General features: G+C 38.3%; 23 protein-coding genes. 8 read left to right on the top strand and 15 right to left on the bottom strand.

The features are described 5' to 3' along the window. Positions 1–46: 46 nt before the first annotated feature. Positions 47–1,030, bottom strand: coding sequence for a tRNA epoxyqueuosine(34) reductase QueG (queG, locus tag EHR07_RS14965; RefSeq protein WP_135745794.1), 984 nt, complete (start codon positions 1,028–1,030; stop codon positions 47–49). Between queG and EHR07_RS14960 the strand changes: the two genes are divergently transcribed. Further along, positions 1,029–1,415 carry an LIC_11502 family protein gene (locus tag EHR07_RS14960; RefSeq protein WP_135745793.1) on the top strand — a complete coding sequence of 129 codons (387 nt, stop codon included), beginning with the start codon at positions 1,029–1,031 and terminating at the stop codon, positions 1,413–1,415. The two genes, queG and EHR07_RS14960, sit on opposite strands and share 2 nt — an antisense overlap. 1 nt (position 1,416) lies before the next feature. Here EHR07_RS14960 and EHR07_RS14955 read toward each other — a convergent pair whose 3' ends face one another. Further along, positions 1,417–1,812 carry an acyl-CoA thioesterase gene (locus EHR07_RS14955; protein ID WP_135745792.1) on the bottom strand — a complete coding sequence of 132 codons (396 nt, stop codon included), beginning with the start codon at positions 1,810–1,812 and terminating at the stop codon, positions 1,417–1,419. A 37-nt stretch (positions 1,813–1,849) separates the two neighbouring features. Then, positions 1,850–2,194 carry an OmpA family protein gene (locus tag EHR07_RS14950; protein ID WP_244288954.1) on the bottom strand — a complete coding sequence of 115 codons (345 nt, stop codon included), beginning with the start codon at positions 2,192–2,194 and terminating at the stop codon, positions 1,850–1,852. A 231-nt stretch (positions 2,195–2,425) separates the two neighbouring features. Between EHR07_RS14950 and EHR07_RS14945 the strand changes: the two genes are divergently transcribed. Next, on the top strand, positions 2,426–4,702 hold the full coding sequence (locus EHR07_RS14945; RefSeq protein WP_341867213.1) for a hypothetical protein: 2,277 nt from the start codon (positions 2,426–2,428) through the stop codon (positions 4,700–4,702). A 155-nt stretch (positions 4,703–4,857) separates the two neighbouring features. Next, positions 4,858–7,134, top strand: coding sequence for a Kelch repeat-containing protein (locus EHR07_RS14940; RefSeq protein WP_135745791.1), 2,277 nt, complete (start codon positions 4,858–4,860; stop codon positions 7,132–7,134). Between the two features lie 3 nt (positions 7,135–7,137). Here EHR07_RS14940 and EHR07_RS14935 read toward each other — a convergent pair whose 3' ends face one another. Continuing rightward, complete coding sequence (locus EHR07_RS14935; protein WP_238778473.1) at positions 7,138–7,980, bottom strand: patatin-like phospholipase family protein; 843 nt, start codon at positions 7,978–7,980, stop codon at positions 7,138–7,140. A 271-nt stretch (positions 7,981–8,251) separates the two neighbouring features. Between EHR07_RS14935 and EHR07_RS14930 the strand changes: the two genes are divergently transcribed. Together EHR07_RS14930 and EHR07_RS14925 are read left to right on the top strand one after the other, a co-directional pair. Next, positions 8,252–8,812 carry a hypothetical protein gene (locus EHR07_RS14930; RefSeq protein WP_135745789.1) on the top strand — a complete coding sequence of 187 codons (561 nt, stop codon included), beginning with the start codon at positions 8,252–8,254 and terminating at the stop codon, positions 8,810–8,812. Positions 8,813–8,913: 101 nt separating this feature from the next. After that, the gene (locus EHR07_RS14925) at positions 8,914–10,047 is read left to right on the top strand and encodes a DUF1577 domain-containing protein (RefSeq protein ID WP_135745788.1); all 1,134 of its coding nucleotides are present in this window, start codon (positions 8,914–8,916) and stop codon (positions 10,045–10,047) included. A gap of 4 nt (positions 10,048–10,051) precedes the next feature. Here EHR07_RS14925 and EHR07_RS14920 read toward each other — a convergent pair whose 3' ends face one another. Next, positions 10,052–10,366, bottom strand: a complete 315-nt coding sequence (locus tag EHR07_RS14920) for a ribonuclease HepT family protein (protein ID WP_135745787.1) — start codon at positions 10,364–10,366, stop codon at positions 10,052–10,054. A gap of 83 nt (positions 10,367–10,449) precedes the next feature. On the opposite strand from EHR07_RS14920, the gene EHR07_RS14915 reads away from it, so the two are divergent. Then, positions 10,450–10,839, top strand: a complete 390-nt coding sequence (locus tag EHR07_RS14915) for an FKBP-type peptidyl-prolyl cis-trans isomerase (RefSeq protein WP_135745786.1) — start codon at positions 10,450–10,452, stop codon at positions 10,837–10,839. A gap of 32 nt (positions 10,840–10,871) precedes the next feature. On the opposite strand, the gene EHR07_RS14910 is transcribed toward EHR07_RS14915, so the two are convergent. From EHR07_RS14910 to EHR07_RS14900, 3 genes are read right to left on the bottom strand one after another with little or no spacing between them, the layout of a single operon-like run. Beyond that, positions 10,872–11,633 (bottom strand): ABC transporter permease, encoded by a 762-nt coding sequence (locus EHR07_RS14910; RefSeq protein ID WP_135745785.1) that lies wholly within the window; start codon positions 11,631–11,633, stop codon positions 10,872–10,874. After that, entirely contained in the window at positions 11,630–12,556 is a 927-nt protein-coding gene (locus EHR07_RS14905; RefSeq protein ID WP_135745784.1) for an ABC transporter ATP-binding protein, read from the bottom strand. Before EHR07_RS14905 ends, EHR07_RS14910 begins: the two co-directional genes overlap by 4 nt. After that, positions 12,553–14,049: an ABC-F family ATP-binding cassette domain-containing protein gene (locus EHR07_RS14900; RefSeq protein WP_135745783.1), complete on the bottom strand. Its 1,497-nt coding sequence runs from the start codon at positions 14,047–14,049 to the stop codon at positions 12,553–12,555. Before EHR07_RS14900 ends, EHR07_RS14905 begins: the two co-directional genes overlap by 4 nt. Before the next feature lie 198 nt (positions 14,050–14,247). Between EHR07_RS14900 and EHR07_RS14895 the strand changes: the two genes are divergently transcribed. Then, complete coding sequence (locus tag EHR07_RS14895; RefSeq protein WP_135745782.1) at positions 14,248–14,982, top strand: adhesin OmpL37 family surface protein; 735 nt, start codon at positions 14,248–14,250, stop codon at positions 14,980–14,982. A 68-nt stretch (positions 14,983–15,050) separates the two neighbouring features. On the opposite strand, the gene purT is transcribed toward EHR07_RS14895, so the two are convergent. The 6 genes from purT to EHR07_RS14865 form a co-directional block, all read right to left on the bottom strand. Beyond that, complete coding sequence (gene purT / locus EHR07_RS14890; RefSeq protein WP_135745781.1) at positions 15,051–16,226, bottom strand: formate-dependent phosphoribosylglycinamide formyltransferase; 1,176 nt, start codon at positions 16,224–16,226, stop codon at positions 15,051–15,053. An 82-nt stretch (positions 16,227–16,308) separates the two neighbouring features. Continuing rightward, complete coding sequence (locus EHR07_RS14885) at positions 16,309–16,779, bottom strand: ankyrin repeat domain-containing protein (protein ID WP_135745780.1); 471 nt, start codon at positions 16,777–16,779, stop codon at positions 16,309–16,311. Further along, positions 16,776–17,639 carry a helix-turn-helix domain-containing protein gene (locus tag EHR07_RS14880; RefSeq protein WP_135745779.1) on the bottom strand — a complete coding sequence of 288 codons (864 nt, stop codon included), beginning with the start codon at positions 17,637–17,639 and terminating at the stop codon, positions 16,776–16,778. The genes EHR07_RS14885 and EHR07_RS14880 overlap by 4 nt, the downstream gene beginning before the upstream one ends. 25 nt (positions 17,640–17,664) lie before the next feature. Then, positions 17,665–19,869: a heavy metal translocating P-type ATPase gene (locus EHR07_RS14875; protein WP_135745778.1), complete on the bottom strand. Its 2,205-nt coding sequence runs from the start codon at positions 19,867–19,869 to the stop codon at positions 17,665–17,667. After that, positions 19,853–20,056 (bottom strand): heavy-metal-associated domain-containing protein, encoded by a 204-nt coding sequence (locus tag EHR07_RS14870; RefSeq protein WP_135745777.1) that lies wholly within the window; start codon positions 20,054–20,056, stop codon positions 19,853–19,855. Before EHR07_RS14870 ends, EHR07_RS14875 begins: the two co-directional genes overlap by 17 nt. After that, positions 20,049–20,483, bottom strand: coding sequence for a hypothetical protein (locus EHR07_RS14865; RefSeq protein ID WP_135745776.1), 435 nt, complete (start codon positions 20,481–20,483; stop codon positions 20,049–20,051). The genes EHR07_RS14870 and EHR07_RS14865 overlap by 8 nt, the downstream gene beginning before the upstream one ends. Positions 20,484–20,592: 109 nt before the next feature. On the opposite strand from EHR07_RS14865, the gene cueR reads away from it, so the two are divergent. Continuing rightward, positions 20,593–20,985: a Cu(I)-responsive transcriptional regulator gene (gene cueR, locus EHR07_RS14860; RefSeq protein ID WP_135745775.1), complete on the top strand. Its 393-nt coding sequence runs from the start codon at positions 20,593–20,595 to the stop codon at positions 20,983–20,985. A 2-nt stretch (positions 20,986–20,987) separates the two neighbouring features. Here the strand turns inward: cueR and EHR07_RS14855 are convergent, their stop codons facing one another. Further along, complete coding sequence (locus tag EHR07_RS14855; protein ID WP_238778386.1) at positions 20,988–22,091, bottom strand: SGNH/GDSL hydrolase family protein; 1,104 nt, start codon at positions 22,089–22,091, stop codon at positions 20,988–20,990. Positions 22,092–22,093 lie beyond the last annotated feature (2 nt).

Raw genomic sequence — 22,093 nt, 5'->3', positions numbered from 1 at the left:
TTCATCTTTTGATAAGATTGAAACCTATTCGTTGTTTAAAAATCTATTAGTTCGGTTCTTTTTCGTTTTTTTGTATTAGATTCCGGTTCCAAATTTCAAATCCAATCCTTTCGATTGGGGAATCTTTAAAATATTCATCAAATTCTTGTTTGGTAAGTGCTTTTTTATTGGTAAATTCCGGATCGGTCCAGAAAGCTCTGGGTAAAAATCCAGGTTCTGTGGTTTCCACTTTGTTTCGTTTGGCGACATTGGCATTCCAAGGACAAACTTCTTGGCAAAGATCACATCCATACACCCAACCTTTGCGGTCCCATTTTAAAAAAGATTCCGTGGCTTCCGTTTCTCTCCTATCTTCTATGGTTAAATAAGAAATACATTTTTTGGCATCAATTTTATATGCATCCAAAGCACCTGTCGGACAAATATCGATACATTTACGACAACTCCCACAGTGGTCTGTGACAATTTCTTCCGGATCTGGGCCACCTAACTCCAAATCAGTGAGAATTGTGGAAAGAAAAAAATAAGATCCCAGTTTGGGATGGATGAGATTGGTATTTTTTCCCTGCCAGGCAATTCCAGATTCTCTCGTAAGAATTTTTTCTGCCACGGGCAAACTATCCACAGATTGCCTAAATTTATAATTTGGAAACTTTGTCCTTAGTATTTTTAATATGCGATTTCCTTTTTCTTTGAGAAGGATATGGTAATCAGAACCTAACGCATAACGAGAAACCTTTGATTCCATTAGAGAAAGAATATTTTCGGAAGCATCCGAACGGTATACAAATCCAAGACAAATCGCCGAACGAGGGGTAAGGCCCAAATTTTCAAATCGATTCCGAATTCCTAATGCATGGTCTTTGGCAAACCAATCCATATTTCCGAAACGTCCTTCCGAAATCCACTCCTCCAAATTTGCCAAGTCTGCTTCGGGAATTTTGGCCTCGGCAAACCCCACCAAAGAAAATCCTTCTTTTTCACAAATGGTTTTAATTTGGGAACGGATCTGGTAAACTGGATTTGTCATGGGTGGTGTAGAGGATGAAGTTTATCTTACGGAAATGCAAGGCAGGTTGCCAAGCGATTTGTATGTCCATGTTCCAAAACTAGTATCGCTCTATCCACAAATAGAAGCACTGGTGGCAGTTCCGAAGGGACTTCCTGAACTTTTACGAAAAGGAATTTATTTTGCTCTGCTCCAATCGGTGGTAAGACTACTCGAAAGACATACAGACCCACTTCTTCCTGAAATTCTTCCCGAATACCGAGAACTCATTCGGTCTGTTTCAGAAACTTATTCTCTTCTAAGACCTGAGCCAGAATCCAATTGGCTTTCCGAATGTATCCAATACGGAGACAAATCCGCCTACCATTGGGAATGGAAACATTTTGATTCACATGAGTTGTTCTAAATTATAAACGTTCTTTCTCTAACGATTTTAAAAAATCAGGAGGAATTGGTTTTTTAGATTTTGCTCTATAGTCAAAGTATACCTGAACTGTTTTTGCTTTCACATACACTTTGTTAGTGAGTTTATCTCGAATTTCATAAGAAAATTCCCAAGAGGTAGTGCCGATAGAGGAAACCCAAGTTTCTACAAAAATGGAAGCTCCAGGGAGAACCGAAGCTTTTAAATCCATTTCCACACGAGCCAGAACAAAAGGAATGTCTTCGAGTTCTGAAACTGATAGATAACGATTACAAAAATCTAATCTTGCTAATTCTAAATAAGTCGAATAACTAGAGTTATTGACTCTTCGCATGGGGTCCATGTCATTAAATCGAATTTGGATATCGGTTTGAATCATTGTTTCAAAATCAAATGTATTAATTTGGATTTATATGTCACTTCAATGTTTCTATTTTGTATTGGATACGAACAGACCGGAGTAACCTTCGCTCTTCAGGACTTCGACCAAAACTGGGGTCTAAAAATATTTTTCTAATTTTTTCCTTGGGAAATCCTAATGAAAATAAATAACTTTCGACAACACGGATTCTTTCTTTTACCAAACGTCGATTCGTAGTTAGATGACCGCTTGCATCCGCAGAACCAATTAAAGTGATATATCCTATTTGGGAGAAAACGGAAGGATTTAAATTCTCCAGCAATCGATCCAGAGATTGTTTTTCCAATTCAGAAGAACCCGCCGCAAATAGAATCGCAAATTCTAAACTTGAGGATTCCATAACAGTTGTATTTTTTTCAAGGTTTCGCGTGAATCTTTTTTGTTCAGAAGGTACTATGTTGTTAGTTTTTGAACTTTTTTTCCAAATCCAAAGCAGAAATAGTCCCGTACCGACTAACATTAGGGAAATCCAAAGCATCTCTCTTTAGACATATCTCAGTTTCGCAGAAATTTATTTCAAACAACTAGACAAATTCTAAATTCTTTATTAAAATATCGCATTATGGTCAGTATGCGAAAAATTATCATCATCTACGCATTGTTTATGGGTTTAGTGATTGGTTGTAAACCTCCAAAACTTTCAAACCCATGTGATATAAAATCAAAAGATTATTTATTGGGGACTCTCGTCCGTTTTGTCACAGAAGATCGTTCTCCTTCTTGTTATCCATCCTTCGACTTCCAAGATCTATGGGGAGTCTTTCGCGGGACTTCCGGGTATTCCAGTGTGAATGCCATTGCAAGTTACAATGACCAAATCATCGTTGGTGGAAATTTTCAGTTAATGGGCCCTTCTACAGGGAATGTCGTTTATTTAGAAACTGCCAATGGAAAGGTACTTCCCAATCGGTATTGTCCTTATCTCAAAATCGACGGCTCTGCTTTTACAGCAATCTCTGATGGGAGTGGTGGGTTTTACATTGGAGGAAGTATTTTTGCAGTCCAAGGAGAAACACGGATGGGCATCACCCATATTTCACCTGGTTGCCAAGTGGATCGGAACTTTAACCCTTCGATAGGATATGACAGAGAAATCAGGGCGATACTCATCAAAGGTGATTCAATCTATGTAGGCGGTTATTTTACCGAGTGGAATGGAAATACCAATTACAAGTACTTGGTCAAACTCAATCGATATACGGGAGCACTCGAACCCGAATTCAATCTTCAATTGGATGAGGTTGTCTTTGATCTCGAGTCTGACATGGATGCCATGTACCTTTGTGGCACCTTTACCACGGTCGGAGGTCTTCTGAGAAGTTCCCTCGCCAAATATTCGTTTGCTTCTGGTTCTGTTGTTTCTTCCTTTAACCCAGGTGTGACTAGTGGAAGTTGCGTAGACCTCTATTACGGATCCGATGCGAATGGCAGTCCCAATCTCTATGCGGTAGGAGATTTAGCCATCGCCCCTCGTTTGAATGCCCTCTCTGTTTACCCCGATGGCACTCCTACACCCTGGAACCCCAATATCAACTTAAATGTAAACTCAGTCCAACAATATGGAAATACCATTTATTTAGGGGGGCAGTTTACCACAGTCAATGGGTCTGCCGTATCAAATTTTGTTTCCGTCAATAATAGCACTGGAGCAACGATAAACGCCAATTATGCGGTCAACAACCTAGTGGCTTCCGTCCAAGTTGTGGAGAATACGTTGTATTTAAGTGGAAGTTTTACTTCGGTAAAGTCAGTTTCTAGAAATTATGTGGCAGCACTGGATCTTCCCAGTGAGACAGTAAGTGCGTTTGATCCCAACTATGATTATGTAATGAGTAACCCTGGTGCACGGTTTGTTTCTGCTGGGAATGGAGTGGTTCTTGTCGCATCCTTTCGTTCTACGGTAAATGTGGTTTCACGCAGTAATTTTGCAGTGATCGATGAATATACTGGCAAACCCATTGAAGGCACACCTTACTTTGATTTGCCAATCAAAGTTCTCCATCGCATCGACAATCGACTGTTTGTAGGGGGTGAATTTACCTCCGTGCAAGGACAAACCAAAAATGGAATGGTGGTTTTAGATTTACCTCATTATACAATCAACCCTAGTAGCCCAACGATCGCTGGTTCCACCTATGATGTACGATCCATGACCAGCGACGAATCTCGAATTTATGCGGTCGGGAATGGCATTCTTACAGTCAATGGACTTACGAGAAGAAATGCCTTTGCTTTAAACCTGGGAGACCTTTCTGTCACAAATTGGAACCCCGATTTAAATGGAGATGGGAATACAGTCCTCTTAGTCAGAGATCTAGTTTTCATCGGAGGTGGGTTTTTAGGAATGAATGCTGATGCAACTACCTACAGGTACCAAGCAGTAGATAAAATCAATGGAACCAAACAACTGCTTCCTTCTTCCTCAGTATTTCCAAATGATGTAGTCAACGCACAGGCATTAGTGGGTGATCGGATCTTTTTAGGAGGTGCATTTACTTCCATTGGCACAGGTTTTAGTTATTTGGCAATCTACAACCTAACAACACAATCCTATGAATCTCCCTCACAACTTTACACTAACGGTATTGCCAAATTTCTCACTTCTTACCCAGATGGGAATGTTCTTATTGGTGGCAGTTTTAACAGTTTGAATGGAATCGGAGAAAGATTTTCCGCTGGAATCTACAATTCCAATTCCAACCAACTTTCTCCTTGGAATCCAGGAATGAATGACGCCCTTTTATCCTCGCATTTTAAAAATGGAAAATACTATTTGGGAGGTTTGTTCCAAGGTTCCTTCAAACGAAGTTTTGGCGGGTTTGTGCGCTCCAGTTTGAATGAACAGTAACAAACAATAGTTGGTCATTGCGGACGATATAATTGTTTGAATTCAATTTTTTAAATCAGAAACGTGGTCAAATAATTAGAGATTTTCCTAGAAAGGAACCAAGCGACATCCCTTCAAAAAACTAGACATTAAATTTATCTTCTAAGAATGGCCTTATGGGCCGATTCCTTTTTCTATTCGTAAGCGTTCTCAGTTTTATCAATTTATTTCAATGCAAACCTGCAGACCTTGAAAATGCCTGTGATGTGAAGTCAAAATCTTTTCTTTTAGGAACTATCATTCGGTATGTGACCGGTGACCATTCCCCTTCTTGTCTCCCTTCCTTTTCCTTCTTCGAAGGATGGGGAGTCTACGGCACAACGGCCAGGGTCAATGCCATTACAAGTTACCAAGGACAAATCATACTTGGTGGGGAATTTACAATGGTAGGCATAGCCACAGGGAGTGCTGCTATGGTCGATGCGCAAACAGGGATGAGCATTCCCAATCGATTTTGTCCCCATCTAAAGGTAAAAGGTCTCACTAACGTTGTCATTTCTGACGAATCAGGTGGGTTTTATATCGGAGGCGATTTTACTCATGTCCAAGGAATCAAACGTAGCCAAGTAGCACATATCTTACCTGGATGCCAATTGGACACAAATTTTGTGCCAGCCGAAGACCCAAATCGCAACATAACCGCCTTAGCATTATTAGGTGAAAATTTATACGTTGGAGGTATGTTTACAGGCTGGGGATCTGGTTCACAGAATAATATTGCATCGATTCATCGTATCACAGGTGCACTCAACCCTGGATTTCTCAGTCCATCCTATGATAATTCCGTTTTTGATATCGTATCTGATGGATCAGCTTTGTATGTCGGTGGGCATTTTCAAAACGTTGGAGGAAGCCCACGATATGGCCTTGTAAAATTATCTCCAGTCACTGGTGCCGTAGATTCATCCTTCACAGCACAAGCCCCTGCCAGTGGGCAAGTGAATGACTTACATCTTGGAACAGATCATACAGGCACTAGCGTCCTCTATATTGTTGGACCATTTACAGGTCGTGCTATGTCTTTCTATTTAAATGGAACCCAAACATCTTGGTCCCCGAATCCAAACGCGGAAGTATTTAAAGTCAAACAATTCGAAAACACAATTTACTTGGGTGGTGAGTTCACAACTATCGGAGTCACTCCAGCTAATTATCTTGTTGGTGTAGATAATCAATTAGGTGCTGTTAAAGAAAACTCTTTTGCAATCAACAATTACGTCAGAAGTTTAAATGTTATCGGAAATAAACTTTATGTCCTTGGTGAGTTTACCGAAGCAAAAGGTCAGAAAAGAAACTATGCTGCTAGTTACGACTTACCAAGTCAAAACTTAAACCAGTGGGATCCGAGTTTAAACTCTACTATTTACTTCCCTGCTGGAGATATTGTTCTTTCAGGTTCTACCATTCTAATGGGAAGTAATTTTTCCACTATCAATACAAAACTTCGAAACAATTTTGCCGCTTTTGATGAAGAAACTGGATACCCAGCTGAGAATACACCAAACTTTGATTATTCGATCAAAGCCCTTCATGTTAAAGATAACCATCTTTTTGTTGGAGGTTCCTTTGAGAGTATCAACGGAATTCCAAGGATTTCCTTTGCCATTTTAGATTTGCCTTCTTACCAGTTAAATCCAACCAATATTGGTGTTTCACCGGTAGGCACCGATATTAGAACCATCACAAGTAACGAAAACCAAATTTTCTTTAGCGGCTATGGTTTGGCTTCTGTAGCTGGCCAAACTCGCAATGGTCTAGCCTCCATTGATTCAAATTCCTTTGGCCTTACTTCCTGGAATCCTGCTTTAGGTGCAGGAGAAAGTGCCAGCACATTACTAATTTTAAAGGATCTTATTTTTGTTGGCGGAATTTTTAATAGTCTTAATGGTGATAACACAGTACTCAATTACCGCGCCGTTGACGCAAATACAGGCGTTATGCGTTCCATTCCTTCTAGTGCAAACTATCCAAGTAACGGAGTCAATGGACAGGCCTATTTCGATGGCAAAATTTACTTAGGAGGAATCTTTACTTCGATTGGTAGTTTCGGAACCTTCAATCACATTGCAACCTACGATACCCAAACACAAAGCTACATTACACCAAACTATATTTATGCGGATGCAATGGTTTCGTCGCTAACAGCATCTCCTGAAGGAAAGGTAATTGTTACTGGTTCCTTTTCTGGACTCAGTGGGAACACAGCAAGTCAATATATTGCTGCATTTGATGCAAAAACCAATTCAGTTCTTGATTGGTATCCCAACCCAAATGATGTAGGGAATGTGAGTTATTATAAAAATGGAAAATGGTTTATTGGCGGAGATTTTATAAATGCATTCAACAAACCATACGGAGCATTTTTTGTAAGTTATATGAACGAAAAAAATTAAAATTTATTTTTTCAATTTCCGTTTTAAAATTTTTTGTAATGCTTCTTCGCCTTTTCTAACACCGAGAAGAGCGGTTTTGTATAATTTCGCTCGAATGGTTGTAGTGAGTTTCACCGGCAAAGGTCCATCCGGTGCCACAGTGATGATTTTTACACCCTTTGGTGGTTTAACTGCAATTTCTCTAGCTGCATTGAAGTGGAAGTGGTGAAGTTTACGCATCATCTTCCGAATCGTTCTATGTTTTGGAAAAGCCAGTAAACTTGTAAAACGAGTTAATGGGCCAGAAATATGACGAATAGGTGAATTCATAATCACCACTATTTCTTTATAACCTGCTTCAATAATATCCTGGATTGGCAGTGGATTTAAAATCGCTGCGTCGGAATATAATTTTCCATTTAACCAATGTTTGCCCCGAGTTGCAATAGGTAGAGAAGTGGCAGCCTTCAAAAGATCAAAAACATTTGAAGAAGTAGCTTTAATATATTCAATGGAATGCGTTTGAAGGTTACTTACGGCAATGGCAAAATGAGGAACATTTTTCCTATCTAATGTTTCTGATTCCAAACGCACTTTTTTACGAAAGATAAAATCAATTAAGTATTCTTGGTTCAGAAGAGTTTTGCCCTGAAATGGGTGAAAAAAAGAAATTAGTTTCCTTCCTGATAAATCTCTATACCAAACTGCTAGTGCTTTTTGACTTTTGACAGGCTCCTCTTTAGGCATGGAAACATAATAGGCTGCGGCACAAGCACCAGAAGATACTCCCACCACCAAATCAAAGTAATTCGGTCGTAAAAACCGATTCCATGCGTGTAAAACGCCACCGGAAAAGGCACCCTTCATTCCCCCACCTTCTACAAGAAGGGCTCTTTTGGTACCTTTTGCTTTCGGAAGTTTAGGTTGGTTGGAAGATTCACTGGAAATGGAAGACTGCACAATAATGTCAGGGTCTTCCGTCCACTTTCGGTTGCAAAAAATAATTCATGGCTTCTTTAGGTTTTCTATCTTTAGGGGAATCTCCAATCCTATTCGAAGTAGTTCCCACAATTCAAAATTCTTAAAAAAAAAGACCACCATACAATAAATTTCACTACATTAGCAATTGATTATCAGTATGCTCGGAATCAAAACATTGCAAACAGACGTGAATGGAACGATTGTCAAAGGAACTTTGCAAATGAATGCGAGAGGGTCATACCAATTGGATTTAATTTCTCCTTACAAAGGAGCAATGTTTACCTTTTCCTTTCCCAAAAATTATTTTGTACTTGGAGACGGACAAACTTCCGAAATCGATGATTGCGCAAAAAGCCACCTTCGCACACTTTTTTTTAAAAGTGAAAGTATCAAAAAAGAAATTCCTAAGTTCGAACAAGAACTAAAAGAGTTTTGGTTAGAATTAGAAACAATCTCAGTACTTTCCCCAAATGAATGGAATGAAAAATGTATGTTTCTAAAAAAGGCCTTACATGAAGGTTATATGGATGCTGACACATACGAAAAAACTTTAAACGATCTAACGAAGGTAATGGAAAAAAAATATTTCGAACGTGAGAAACGATGTGAAGTGTTTTTATCTCAGTACCTTCCCGAGTATTCTCATCTGCAAAATCATTTTTCATGGATTCAATTCTGTTATGAATTAACCGAAAAAAAACACCTACTCTTACTTTAATTTTTCCTTTTTCTTGCCAAAGATTCGGACTTACTCTTTACTCTCCATTAGGGACAGAAATTTATTTCCGGTACCTAAAAAATAGAACTCGGAATTTAGCTATGCGACCAATGGATCAAATCACAGGGAAAGAACAAAAACACCATGTGATATTACACTACTTAATGAATCAAGAAATGAAGGCCAATTGGAATGGACAAATCCAAACTATGACCGTCACACAGGAGTTACCCGGTGGTGAAGAAATTATAGTCGATTGGTCGGAAGTTTGGCCCATTGGACCGGGTTCTTCTTTTATCCTTTCGAAGTTACTGGCACGTTATTTAGAACTCCATTGCACATTTCTGAAACAACTTTCTCCAACTAAAATCCAACTACATGTTGATAGAGTCCTCATTGCCAAAAAAGAAAGATTAAATCCACGTTTTACGATTACAGAAGAAGGACTTGTCAACGTAACAAACATTGTCAGTTCCAAGACTATTATCGAAGCCAATATGTTTAATATCCCAACTCTTGTACGAGTTAACTTTGAAGACTATCGCAAACGAATGATGGTTAGGTCTGGCGAAGCAGGTACAATGGATATTTTTAAATCCGGTATGGAACGAAAGTTTGACATTGTGAAATCAACACAAAAAATCCTGTTTATCAAAGATGCGACAAGTGTCGAAAGTTATCGTTCAGATGAAGATGGGTTTATCAATTATGAAGACGAAATTGACGAACAAGTTGAAAAACTTGCGATGACAGCTCGTGACAAAAAAATAAAATCAGAGTTAATTCTTCCAATTCTTTATAAAAATGAATTAGAAGAAATCATTCCCATCGGATACTACTGGTTACAAACAAAAGAAAACTTCATTACTGCAGATGATTTAACATTCTACCAAACTTTAATTGCAGAAATGATAGAAAGAATCAAAGACGCCAATCTAATGACAACCGTAGAAAAATTTCCAGTTTTGGATTTATCCACAACGGGGTTAAAATTACGAGTTGGTAACAGTAATTTGGTGGAAACTTTACCAAAACAAAAAGGAATCCTTTTGGAATTGGTTTTTAAACTCCAAACACCTTTTCGGTTTTTTGGAAAAATTGCTTGGGCCAAAAAAGAAGAATCTGGTGATTTACTTGTCGGAGTGGAATTTTCCGGAAAACGAACCTATGCAGAAAAAGTTCGTTTTGAAGAAAATATAGAAATTATCAAAAATAGTGGAAAGTCCGCTGCGTAAATCGTTAGCGGGCCTCCAATTTAATTGTTTTCGTAATTTTTGGAATTTCATAAGCACATATATAGTATAACATTTTTAGATCGATGTAATCATAAGCCCTGGCCAAATCCTTTTCCCATAGGCTGTCAATTTTATCCCAAGGAAGGTTTGGGTATTTTTGTTTTTCAGTCTGGGGAATTTTTAAGGACTCTGCCTGGATATACCGCAACATTTCCTCGGCAAAAAAACTATCGTGGTCGCCTTCTTTAAATTCTTGGATTTGATTTCTGAAGAGGAAGGACTCAAGTTCCCGACAATAGAAAATAAACTCATAAAACATTTGGTTATTCTAAAATAGGATTGGATTAGGAATAGTTTTTTTCATTGGCAAAGAAATCTAAATCATGAATGCTTTCACTCAATATGAAGTTCATTAGCCGAATTCTTTTATTTTCCTTTTTAGTTTTGGTATTTCCCATACAATCTGCTGAAAAGGACTTCCAAATCATCGATCTCGTTGTTGGAAAAGGAGAAGAAGCCTTTTCTGGTTCCTATGTGACAGTTCACTACGTGGGCAAACTCACCAACGGTACTAAATTTGATAGTTCCCGTGATCGCAACCGACCTTTTGAATTCAATCTTGGGGCCGGAGAAGTAGTGAAAGGTTGGGACAAAGGTATCAAAGGAATGCGAGTCGGTGGAAAAAGAAAACTCATCATTCCACCAGAGTTAGGTTATGGTAGTAAAAAGGTAGGGAACATTCCCCCTGACTCTACTCTCATCTTTGAAGTGGAACTTTTAAAGATCTATTAAGGCCAAAATTCCAAAACCACACCTAACTGTCCTTAGTTTTTGATTTTATATCCTGTGCGAAAGATAACCCAAGTCACAGTCAAACATAAAGTCAAAAACATAAGGATCATGGAAATACTCACGGAAAGTGCAACATCTGCTCTTTCAAAAAAACTATAACGAAACCCACTGACCAAATACAAAACAGGGTTAAACATACTCAGTTTTTGCCAGAATGGTGGTAACATTTGTATGGAATAAAAACTTCCACCAAGAAATACAAGTGGTGTAATGACTAACATTGGAATCATTTGGAGTTTTTCAAAACTATCTGCCCAAATTCCAATCACAAAACCGAACAAACTAAAACTAATGCAAGTTAAAACAAGAAAAAACACCATCAGAATAGGATGATCTATGCGGATGGGAACAAAAAAGGATGCGGTTATGAGCATTAACACACCAAGCATCAGTGATTTTGTGGCCGCTGCTCCAACATATCCAATCACTACTTCCCACATAGTCACAGGAGCCGATAGAATCTCATAGATAGTTCCATTGAATTTCGGGAAATAAATTCCAAAGGAAGCATTCGAAATACTCTCAGTCAGTAAGGACAACATCACAAGTCCAGGAACAATAAAACTTCCATAGTGGATTCCGTCGATTTCTTGGATCCGCGAACCTATGGCCGATCCAAAGACAATAAAGTATAAAGAAGTCGAAAGCACAGGAGAAGCAATACTTTGTAAAAGAGTTCGAAAGGTTCTAGCCATCTCGAATCTATAGATAGACTTAATTGCGTAAAAATTCATACAGCCTCCTGTAACAATTGAACAAAGATTTCTTCCAATGAACTTTGTTTTGTGCTTAAATCACTGAATTGGATTTTCAGTTTTTTCAAATCATCCAAAAGTTTGGTAATGAGACTACTATCATCCGAACGATCATAAGTAAATACAAGAGCGGAATGATTATCAACAAGTTCCAATTCATACTTCGAAAGTGCTTTTGGAATTTGTTTTAGATTTTTTTTAAGTTCAATCCGAAGTTGTTTGGTTCCAAGTTGTTTCATGAGCCGGTCCTTGTCTTCGGTGAGAAATATCTCTCCCTTTCTAATCACAGAGATCCGGTCGGCAATCGATTCTGCCTCTTCGATATAATGTGTGGTGAGGATAATCGTTACCCCATTTTTTCTAAGGGATTCTACAATTTTCCACATATCTTTTCGAAGTTCCACATCAACACCGGCACTTGGTTCGTCCAAAAAAAGAATTTTTGGTTCGTGTGACAAGGCTTTGGCGATAAGAACTCTTCGTTTCATCCCGCCAGATAAAGTCATAATTCTTTGGTCTTTTTTATCCCAAAGAGAAAGGGATTTTAAAACTTCCTCGATGTATTTGGGATTGGCTGGTTTACCATACAATCCACGAGTGAATGATACACTGGCCCAAACCGTCTCAAATGCGTGTACACTGAGCTCTTGGGGAACAAGGCCTATGAGAGATCTCGTTTTTTTGAACTCACTGATGATATTAAAACCGTCAACAATCACCTCACCAGAGCTTGGTGAGACTATGCCACAAATCAAATTGATTAAAGTGGTTTTCCCTGCTCCATTTGGGCCAAGAAGGGCATGGATTTCGCCCTCTTTTACTTCCCAATGAACATCTTTTAACGCTTGGAATCCGTTGTCATAAGACTTGGAAACTTGTTTTAGAGTGAGGATCGATTTCAAACAGTTTCATCCTTCCAGCCAATGTCTGAGAGGAAGTCGTCATAACCCCCATCATAGACAAAAACTCGGTCATCATCGAATACAATTAGTTTTGTGGCTACAGCGCGCAAGTGCATTTCATTATGTGTTACCATAATCACTGAGCCATCAAAGTTATCAATGGCCTCAATGAGGGAATCACAAGACTGCATATCCAAGTGGTTTGTCGGTTCATCCAAATACAAAAGGTGACAAGGTGTGACCAAAATTTTTCCAAGGAGTACCCGGCTCTTTTCTCCCCCGGAAAGAACTTTGATTTTTTTTAGCGCAAGGTCTTCCGAAAACATAAGTCCACCAGCAATGTTACGAGCCTTTCCTTCTGAACAATTCGGGTCAGCACTCATAATTTCTTGGACAACCGTATTACTTTCGTTCATGTTTAATTTATTGGTTTGGCCAAAATATCCTTCTTTCAAAATGGGATGTTTTTTGACTTCACCTGAAACCGGTTGCAGTTCCCCTGCAATTAACTTGAGTAATGTGGACTTACCTTTTCCGTTTTTCCCAATAATACAAATACGATCTTCTGGTCCAACACTTAGAGAAAAATTTTCAAACAAATAGGGAGATGTTCCGTTATAAGAAAATGAAACCTCTTCTACACTTAACATTTGATTGGCGGAGAATGGGGCACTATTAAAATAGAGTTCCATATCTTCAATATTGTCTAGTGCTTTCATTTCACCTTGTTTTTCTAATTTTTTAACACGAGATTGGGTGCGGCTTGCAAAACTTGCCTTTGCTTTGAACTTTGCGATGAAAATTTCTTCTTGTTTGCGTTTTTTAGCTTCGTTCAGTCTAGTTTTTTCGTAAATTTCTTCGGCTTGGTTGATTTGTGTGTATAACTTTTCTGTGTTACCTTGCACCTTAATTGCTTTGCTTCTATGAATGGCTACCGTATGAGTTACAACACTGTCCATAAAACTTCTATCGTGGGTAATCAGAATGATCTCACCTTCCCATTCACGAAGGAATTCCTCTAACCAGCGTATGGTGACAATATCCAAATAGTTGTTTGGTTCATCTAAGATGAGCATATCAGGTGCCGACACAAGAAGTTTAGCTAAATTCATTCGAATTTGGTAACCACCGGAAAATTCTTCAGGACTTCGTTCCATGTCTTTTTCGGAAAAGCCAAGCCCAAATAGAATCCGTTCCACCTTCCAAGTTTCGTATTCATCACCCTCTGGTAGTCCCAGTGCACACTCTTCTAATACGGTTGGTTTTGTAAAAACTAAGTGTTGTTCCAAATGGCCGATTCGGTATCCTTTGGGGATGGTGATATTGCCTGAGTCTGGCTCTGTTTTACCTAGAATGATTTGGACTAAGGTGGATTTTCCATGTCCATTGCGACCGACAAGTCCTACTCGTTCGCCACGGTTGACGCTGAATTGTAAATCATCGAATAAAACTTTGCCATTGAATTGTTTGTTTAAACCAGATATTTTAATCATATAATTTCCGAAGGTTTCCCTATTTCGTATAAAACCAGGATCGAAAAAGAACCAGAAACGACGAGTAGAATCGAAGAGAAAATCTGTCAGTTTTCCCGGGAAATGGCCGCTCCCCAATCCCGTCGGACATAATCGACACAAAAACTACCAGTGAAATTATGAACTCTTTTTCATGGGTCTAAATTCCGAAACTGTACTGTGCGAACTTTTTTCTTCCTGCTCCTCCTATACTTAAGTTTCGGCAGCGGTAGTTATGCGAATGGAAACTTACAAGTGGCATTTGGCGCAGAAGAAAACTATCTTTTAGTTCATTCTCTTGATTCCAGCATTGTTCACTTAGGAAGTCCTGAAGAAAAAGAAGAATACAGAGAAATCATAAATGAGTATTTGCGATTCAAAAGTCTACACATCCAAGGTAAATACAGCGATGCTTATTTGGCCGTAAGGTCTACCCAATTCAAACTCATAAACTTATATGATAAGATTCTAACTAAAAACTTAAACCTAGTTCGATCGGAATTGATTTTACTCGGTGGAAAATCTAGAGATAAAGAGAAAACACAAACAAGAGCATTCTTACGTTTAGCGTTACGAGATATCAGTGAAGCCGAACAGAAGTTAATCATGGCAAGAAACACTCGCCCTCTCCTCTATTTACTAAAACTTCGAGAAATGTTATTTGCTTTGAAAATCTTAAAACATGCAGGAAAGTTTGTCATTTTTTTAAACCTTCTGCACGATGGAAAGTTTATGGATTCCATTGAATTTTCTGATTTTGATACTATTGAATCAGAACTCATTCGTGGATTTGGGAACACAAACAACAGATTATTAGCTCTTCATTATGATAATTCCTTTCTTCCTTTTGGAGAAGAAAGTATCTATGAATCGATGATGTCTAATTATAAATCACCAGAAATCAAAAAAGACTAAATACCTATAGTTTATTAGAGAATTTGTTTCGCAATTAGTTGATTAACCTTTCTATTTTTTTAGAATGTTTATTCATTTAATCTGATCTGGTCTCTTGCACGATTGGCTTTTTCTCTAGCCTCTTCTACCGTACTACCCAATGCTAAACTAACACCCATTCGGCGTTTTCCATCAATTTCCGGTTTCCCAAAAATGCGGACATCGACTCCTTTGACTTTCAAAGCTTCTTCCAACCCAGTATAAACAGGAGTTTTAGTTTTTCCTTCTAAAAGGATGGCCGAACTGGCAGCGGGAGTATGAAAGATTAGTTCTGGAATAGGAAGTCCAAGTAAAGCTCTAACATGAAGAGAAAATTCAGAATCATTTTGAGAGATCAGTGTGACAAGGCCCGTATCATGAGGTCTTGGAGATACTTCACTAAAGTACACTTCGTCCCCTTTGACAAAAAGTTCGACACCAAAAATTCCCCTCCCACCAAGACCAGTGGTGACTGCTTCCGCAATGTTTTGTGCTGCAAGGAGTGCTTTCTCCGTCATTGGCTGTGGCATCCAAGATTCCACATAATCACCATTCACTTGTCTATGACCAATCGGTGGTAAAAAGGAAGTTCCACCTATATGTCGTATAGTGAGGAGAGTGATTTCAAAATCAAAAGGTACATACTCTTCGATAATCATTTTACCTTTCCCTGTTCTTCCTCCTGTTTGGCCATACTCCCAAGCCTTTAAAATTTCGGACTCATCACGAACCATACTTTGTCCTTTTCCAGAAGAACTCATAATGGGTTTGACTACACATGGAAATCCAATTTCTCTAACTGACTTTTGAAAGTTTTCTACCGTATCAGCAAAAAGAAATTTTGATGTTTTTAAACCGAGTTCCTTTGCTGCAAAGTTTCGAATCCCTTCTCGGTTCATGGTAAGGTTCACTGCTTTTGCTGAGGGAATGATATGAAAACCTTCAGCTTCTAGTCGAACCAAAGTTTCTGTATGAATGGCTTCAATTTCGGGAACAACAAAATCAGGTTTTAACTCTCGTATGGTGGCCTCCAATTCTTTTGGATCCAACATATTGATGACACGCGATTCCTGTGCCACAAGCATAGCCGGCGCATTTGGATAACGATCAACGGCTATGACATGAACACCCAAACGGTTTGCTTCTATGGCAACCTCTTTCCCAAGTTCGCCTGATCCCAGGAGTAAAAGTTTTGTGGCAGTCTTTGTAAAAGGGGTTCCAATCATATTCACAAAGATTGAAAACTAGGTGAATCAGACAAACAGATTATACCCACCTTTCCCAGGAAATGAATGGCAGGGATTCGTATTACATTAAGTAACGTTTGCCCAGTTTGTCCCTTTGGTAGATATTGGCACCCTTGCGAATGAGTAGATCGGAGATTTCACTGAGTCCGTCAAAACTGTTGGCAATATGTAGGGCGGTGACACCACTCGGATCTGCAGCATTCGGATCTGCTGCTGAATTTAGAAGTACTTCGACAGCTTCTACATTTCCCGTTTCCGTTGCTTTGTGAATCGGATACAAACCCATGTTATCTGGTTGATTCGGATCCAATCCAATCGATAATAATTTTTTTAGATAATAAACATCCGATACTTCGGTAACAGCAATCCCTAAAAGCAAAGGTGATTCTGATACCAAAACTTCTTTCAGATCTGAATCCGCCAATAATAAATCGAAAGAATCTTTATCTTCTCTTGTGATCGCAGAACACAAGGTGCGCAATCTAAGATTGGATTTTGTTTTACCAACGAAATCAATTATGTTTTGTATCATTTGTTCATCCTACCAGTATCAGACGAATCTCCCTTGTAAAAATGGGACATTTTTTCGAATTCCGCAAACCATTCGTTTGGAATCGTTCCCGATTTTTTTTTGAAATCGTGATTAAAATGGGACTGATCGGAATAATTGTATTCCTGGGCCAAATCAGTGAACTTTAAATTCGGATTGTTCTCTCGGTAGTGTTCCGGATTCCTTACCATTTCGAGTAACCTGTGCACCGTTCTGTATTCCGAAGGTGCCATACCCACAATCTCTTTAAATTTACGATCCAGTTGTTTTCGAGATATTCCCAATTTTTTACAAAGACTTTCAATCGAAATATTAGGACGTGTCAGTTCCAATAAAGCAAAACGAATGTATGCAGGAATTTCGCGAGCTTTTCCCGGATACGTTTCCAAAAAGGAAGTTAAAAAGGTGCTGATGTCATCCTTCAATAGTAAGTTGGAAACGTTATTTTCACTTAATAAAATCTTTTCTTTAATTTCAGAAAAGACACCTAACAAAGAATCCATTTTCATCTCAGAAAATTGGTTTTGCAATTCGTCTCCCCGTTTGGAAAACAAGGAATACAAACCACCAACATAAAATCGAATGGCAATTAAGGATAAATTTGACTCGGATAAAATCCGCCACCTTCTTGTTTGAGGTCCCACAAGATGAACCCCAGGTAACCGAATTACTTGTTTGTCTTCTGTTTCTACAAGTGGTGGGTTTCCCAAATGAAACACCATCTCACACTCATAAGATGGTAAAATCCAAGGAAGTTCCTTAACATTTACCTCTTTCCAAATCCAGAATTCCTTTATAGAAGATTCCAAGTGGGAAGGAGGTTTTATAAAATAAATTTCCAAAGATTCTCCATCGTTTAGTTATGTTTTATTTCCAACGGCTCATTCGCAAAGCATTGAAAACAACAGACAAAGAACTAAAGGCCATTGCAGCCCCACTCACCCAAGGAGCAAGCAAACCAGAAGCTGCAATCGGAATGCCTAATAGATTGTATCCAAGTGCCCAACCAAAGTTTTGTCGAATGTTTAAGACTGTATCTTTTCCAATATGGATCAAATCTACAATTCTTTGGATATCTCCATTAACAAGCACCACATCCGCCGTATTAATTGCAACATCAGAACCAGTTCCCATCGCAATGCCAACATCCGCAGAAGCAAGAGCAGGTGCGTCATTGATTCCATCACCAACCATAGCAGAATGTATTTTTTCAGTTTTGAGCCTAAGGATGATTTTTGCTTTTTCTTCTGGTAAAAGACCTGAATACAAAGAAGAAATCCCTACTAAACGTGCTACTTTTTCAGCAGAAGTCTGATGATCACCTGTTAGGAGGACAGGTTCCACACCAATGGACTTTAAATCTTGAACTGCATCCTTAGCTTCCTTTCGAAGTTTATCTTCGATGCGAAATACTACCATCCCTTCGATTTCACCTCGTATCCCTACAAAAACCAAACTGGAACCATCTTCTGTCCAAGGTTGCATTGCTTTCTGAATAGAATCGGATATAACAAATCCATTCTCTTCCACAAACGATCGTTTGCCGGCAAAGTAAGAATTTTTGTTTTGTTCCGATACAATCCCACCACCAGGAAAAGTTTTTGTTGAAATCAAGTCAGAATCTGTTTGAATTATGTTTTTTTCTTTTCCAAACAGAACAATGGCTTTGGCCAGAGGGTGGTCAGAAGTTTCCTCCATCCTCACAATATCACTTAAAACAAGATCCGAATGGTTAGGATCCAAAAATGTATGAGTCATCTCTGTTACTTTTGGTTTCCCTTCCGTTAAGGTTCCCGTTTTATCAAAGGCAATCCAATTGATTTTGGAAACTGATTCCAGTGCTTCTGCACTGCGAAAAAGCATACCTCTTTTTGCGGCTCTTCCTGTGCCTACAAGTAATGAGATAGGTGTAGCAAGGCCCAATGCACAAGGGCAAGCAATGACAAGTATCGCTATACTCGTTTCGATGGCCGAAGCAATGACACCTGGATTGATAAAAAAATACCAAATAAAAAAATCAATGATACTTATAGCGATTACCACAGGCACAAAATAAGCAGAAATTTGATCTGCAATCCTTTGGATCGGAGCCTTAGTTCCTAGCGATTCTTCTACAGATCGAATGATATGGGAAAGTGTTGTATCATTCCCTACTTTGTTTGCCTTCACAACCAAAGACCCACTTCCGTTTACTGTACCACCTAGAATTTTATCTCCCACGTTCTTTTCTACAGGCATACTTTCACCAGTTAACATCGATTCATCGGCAAAACTAATTCCCTCAAATACAAAACCATCCATGGGGAAACGTTCGCCTGCTTTGACTAAAACCAAATCCCCTGGTTTTAAATATTCATTGGGAACTTCAGTCCAAACACCATTCGATTGTACAGTAGCAACTTCTGGACGAAGTTTAAGTAGGGCATTAATCCCATCGCTACTTTTCCCTTTGGCATAATGTTCAATCCACTTACCACCCAGGATAAAAGTAATAAGAACTGCAGAGGTCTCGAAGTATAGGTCTTTTCCAAATATACTATAACCGTAAGCAGCACTTGTACCAATAACCACTAGAACATCCATATTGGCGGATCCATTTCGCAAGGCACGATATGCTGATTTATAAAATGGAAACCCAATTAAAAATTGGACAGGAAAGGCAATCGCCATCTGAACATAACGATCCATTAATATATGCGGCATTGGCATAAAACTTAAAAAACTAAAATGAGTGACCATACCGTAAAACAACGGTAAGGATAAAATAGCAGAAAGTATAAAACGAATTTTTAGATTTCGAATTTGTTCCTTCTGTTTTTTCTCGGTTTCTGATTGTTTGTTGGAATCATGGACAATGGCAGAATAACCTAGAGATTCTACTTTTTTTAAAAGAGAATCCACTGTTACAGAATCATCATTCCGTAAAAAAACCGATTCTCGAGCAAAATTGACTCGAACATCGGAAACACCTTCCATTTTAGCAAGGCCCTTCTCAATACGAAGGGCACAATTGGCACAGGTCATACCAAAAAGGTCTAACGTTCGTTCGGTGGTTTTATTTGATGTTTCCAAGGGAATATCCATCCTCACTCAAACGTTCACGAAGTTGATTTAACTCCGCCTCCGTTAAAGTTTCTTTCACAGTTACTGATTTGTCGTCGAGGTTAGCAGTTGCTTCTTTACCGATTTCAGCAAAAACTTTCTCTACAGTTTTTTTGCAATGCCCGCAAGTCATTCCTTCTACTTCATAATTAACCATGATGATGCTCCTTCTTTTGTTCCTTTAACTCAATTAGCGGAAGTTTATATTTTACATCCGCACCTTTTTGGAAATTCCAAACTGGAGAAAGAATTAACTCCCCTTCTTCCACCGAAATTCCATTTGGAATTTCACAATAAAAATGGTCAGGGTGACCCGAACACTTTAAAGGGAACTCCTTACCTTTTGATACTACCTTACCAAACAACTTGGAATTTTTGGAAGTCGGATTTTCAAAATTGATATCGAGTAGATATACTTTAAATCCCAAATTTTGGTAAGGAAGCACTTCCGTATGAAAAGCACCAGGCATCCTAATCTGTCCTCCATGGGGACCCGGTTTGTGTTCCCCGTGAGCGGAAATCTGATGGAGGCTCAAAAACATTGTAAAAAACACAAGTTTTAGTAAATTTTTGATTGGTTTCATGATAACTCCTTTGTTAACATAAAACTAGTTTAAACCTTCCCATTGTTGGAAGGTCAATAGCCGATTCGTTTTTTTAACCTATTTTAAAAAAAAAGTTTATGAGGAAACAATGAATATTGGAGAACTTTCCAAAGAATCAGGAGTCAGCGCAAAACTCATTCGGCATTATGAAGGGATAGGTTTAATTCCCGAAGCAGGCAGGACAGAGAATGGATACAGATCTTATCAAGCAGACGACATACACTACTTAAGATTTATCAAAAGATCCAGAGAACTTGGTTTTCCGTTGGAGGATATAAAAAGTTTACTTGGATTATGGAAAAATAAATCGCGAAGCAGCAAACAAGTAAAACTTCTGGCGGAAAAACATTTAAATGAATTAGAGCTAAAACTCAAACAATTAAAAGATATGTCCGATACTTTGAAAAATCTAATCAAACATTGCCACGGCGATCATAGACCCGATTGCCCTATTCTAAAAAAATTAGAACAAAATGAATGAGTTTATAAAGTTTGTTTTAAAATATTTGCAATCAAACGATGAGCCGTTTCATTCAAATGAATATCTCCCGATTGCAATAAATCGCTCCGAAAACGCATAGACTGACGTAAATCAATTAAGGGAATACTCTCCTCTTTAGAAATGGATTTTAAACTAGTTACGAATTCTGAATCTGAATTGAGCCAGCGAGAATCCATAACAAAACCAATTTCTTTATAAATTTGGAACATTTTTGGATCATATTCAATTTCTAAGGGAATATAAAACATCACCAACTCTTTTTTGTCCATCCGAACCATTTCGTTTAACTGTCGTAATATCCTAAGCCAACGATTAAAGTTAATTGTTGCATACGTTTTCGTATCTAAAGATCCACGTAAGTAATCTGGACTAAGTTTAAACAAACCTTTTAATGTAACAAAGTTTTCTTTTTTGACTTGCGAAGTTCGTGAATCTAGATGGTTTAACTTAGCATATTTTTCTAATTCGATCTCCATCCTCTGTTGAATGATTTCAAAATATCTTTTTTTCAAATATATTCTAGTATGTTCAGGAAACAAAAACGAAATACCACGTAAAAACCAAAATTGTTTTTTTACAAAGTGCAAATAATCAGGGGTATCACCTGTTTCTAAAATATCATTCCCATATACAAAAAGATAAACTCGATCAAAAGAAATTTTTGACCTAACCTTTTCATACATTGATAACTCATTCTCCAAAGTAAACCCAGGAATTCCGAAGTTGATCCAAGAACATTCCGTTTCCCGATTTAGGATTTCAGAAAATGTATCTTCCCAAAAAATACCAGAACCAAAAACTTGCGAATCACCTAATATCAAATATTTGCATTGGGAGTTTTTTTCCAAAGCTCCGACGCGAGTTCCCCATTCTCCAATTTTTCCTATTTCTTTGTTTCCGAAACGATAAAAGGGAATTTCTCTGTTTATGGGAAAATGAAAATGTCCATACATTGAATCAAAATGGAAACTTAGTGAATCGATAAATCGGCAAAAAAGAAATAGTCCCAACAAAAAGCAGAGTATCAAAAATCCAAAGTAAAGTTTTGAAGTAGGATCGAATAAAGAATCAATTGCTTTTTTCATTG

Source organism: Leptospira bandrabouensis (genome assembly GCF_004770905.1).
GTDB lineage: Bacteria > Spirochaetota > Leptospiria > Leptospirales > Leptospiraceae > Leptospira_A > Leptospira_A bandrabouensis.
This window is presented reverse-complemented; position numbering and strand designations above follow the sequence as displayed.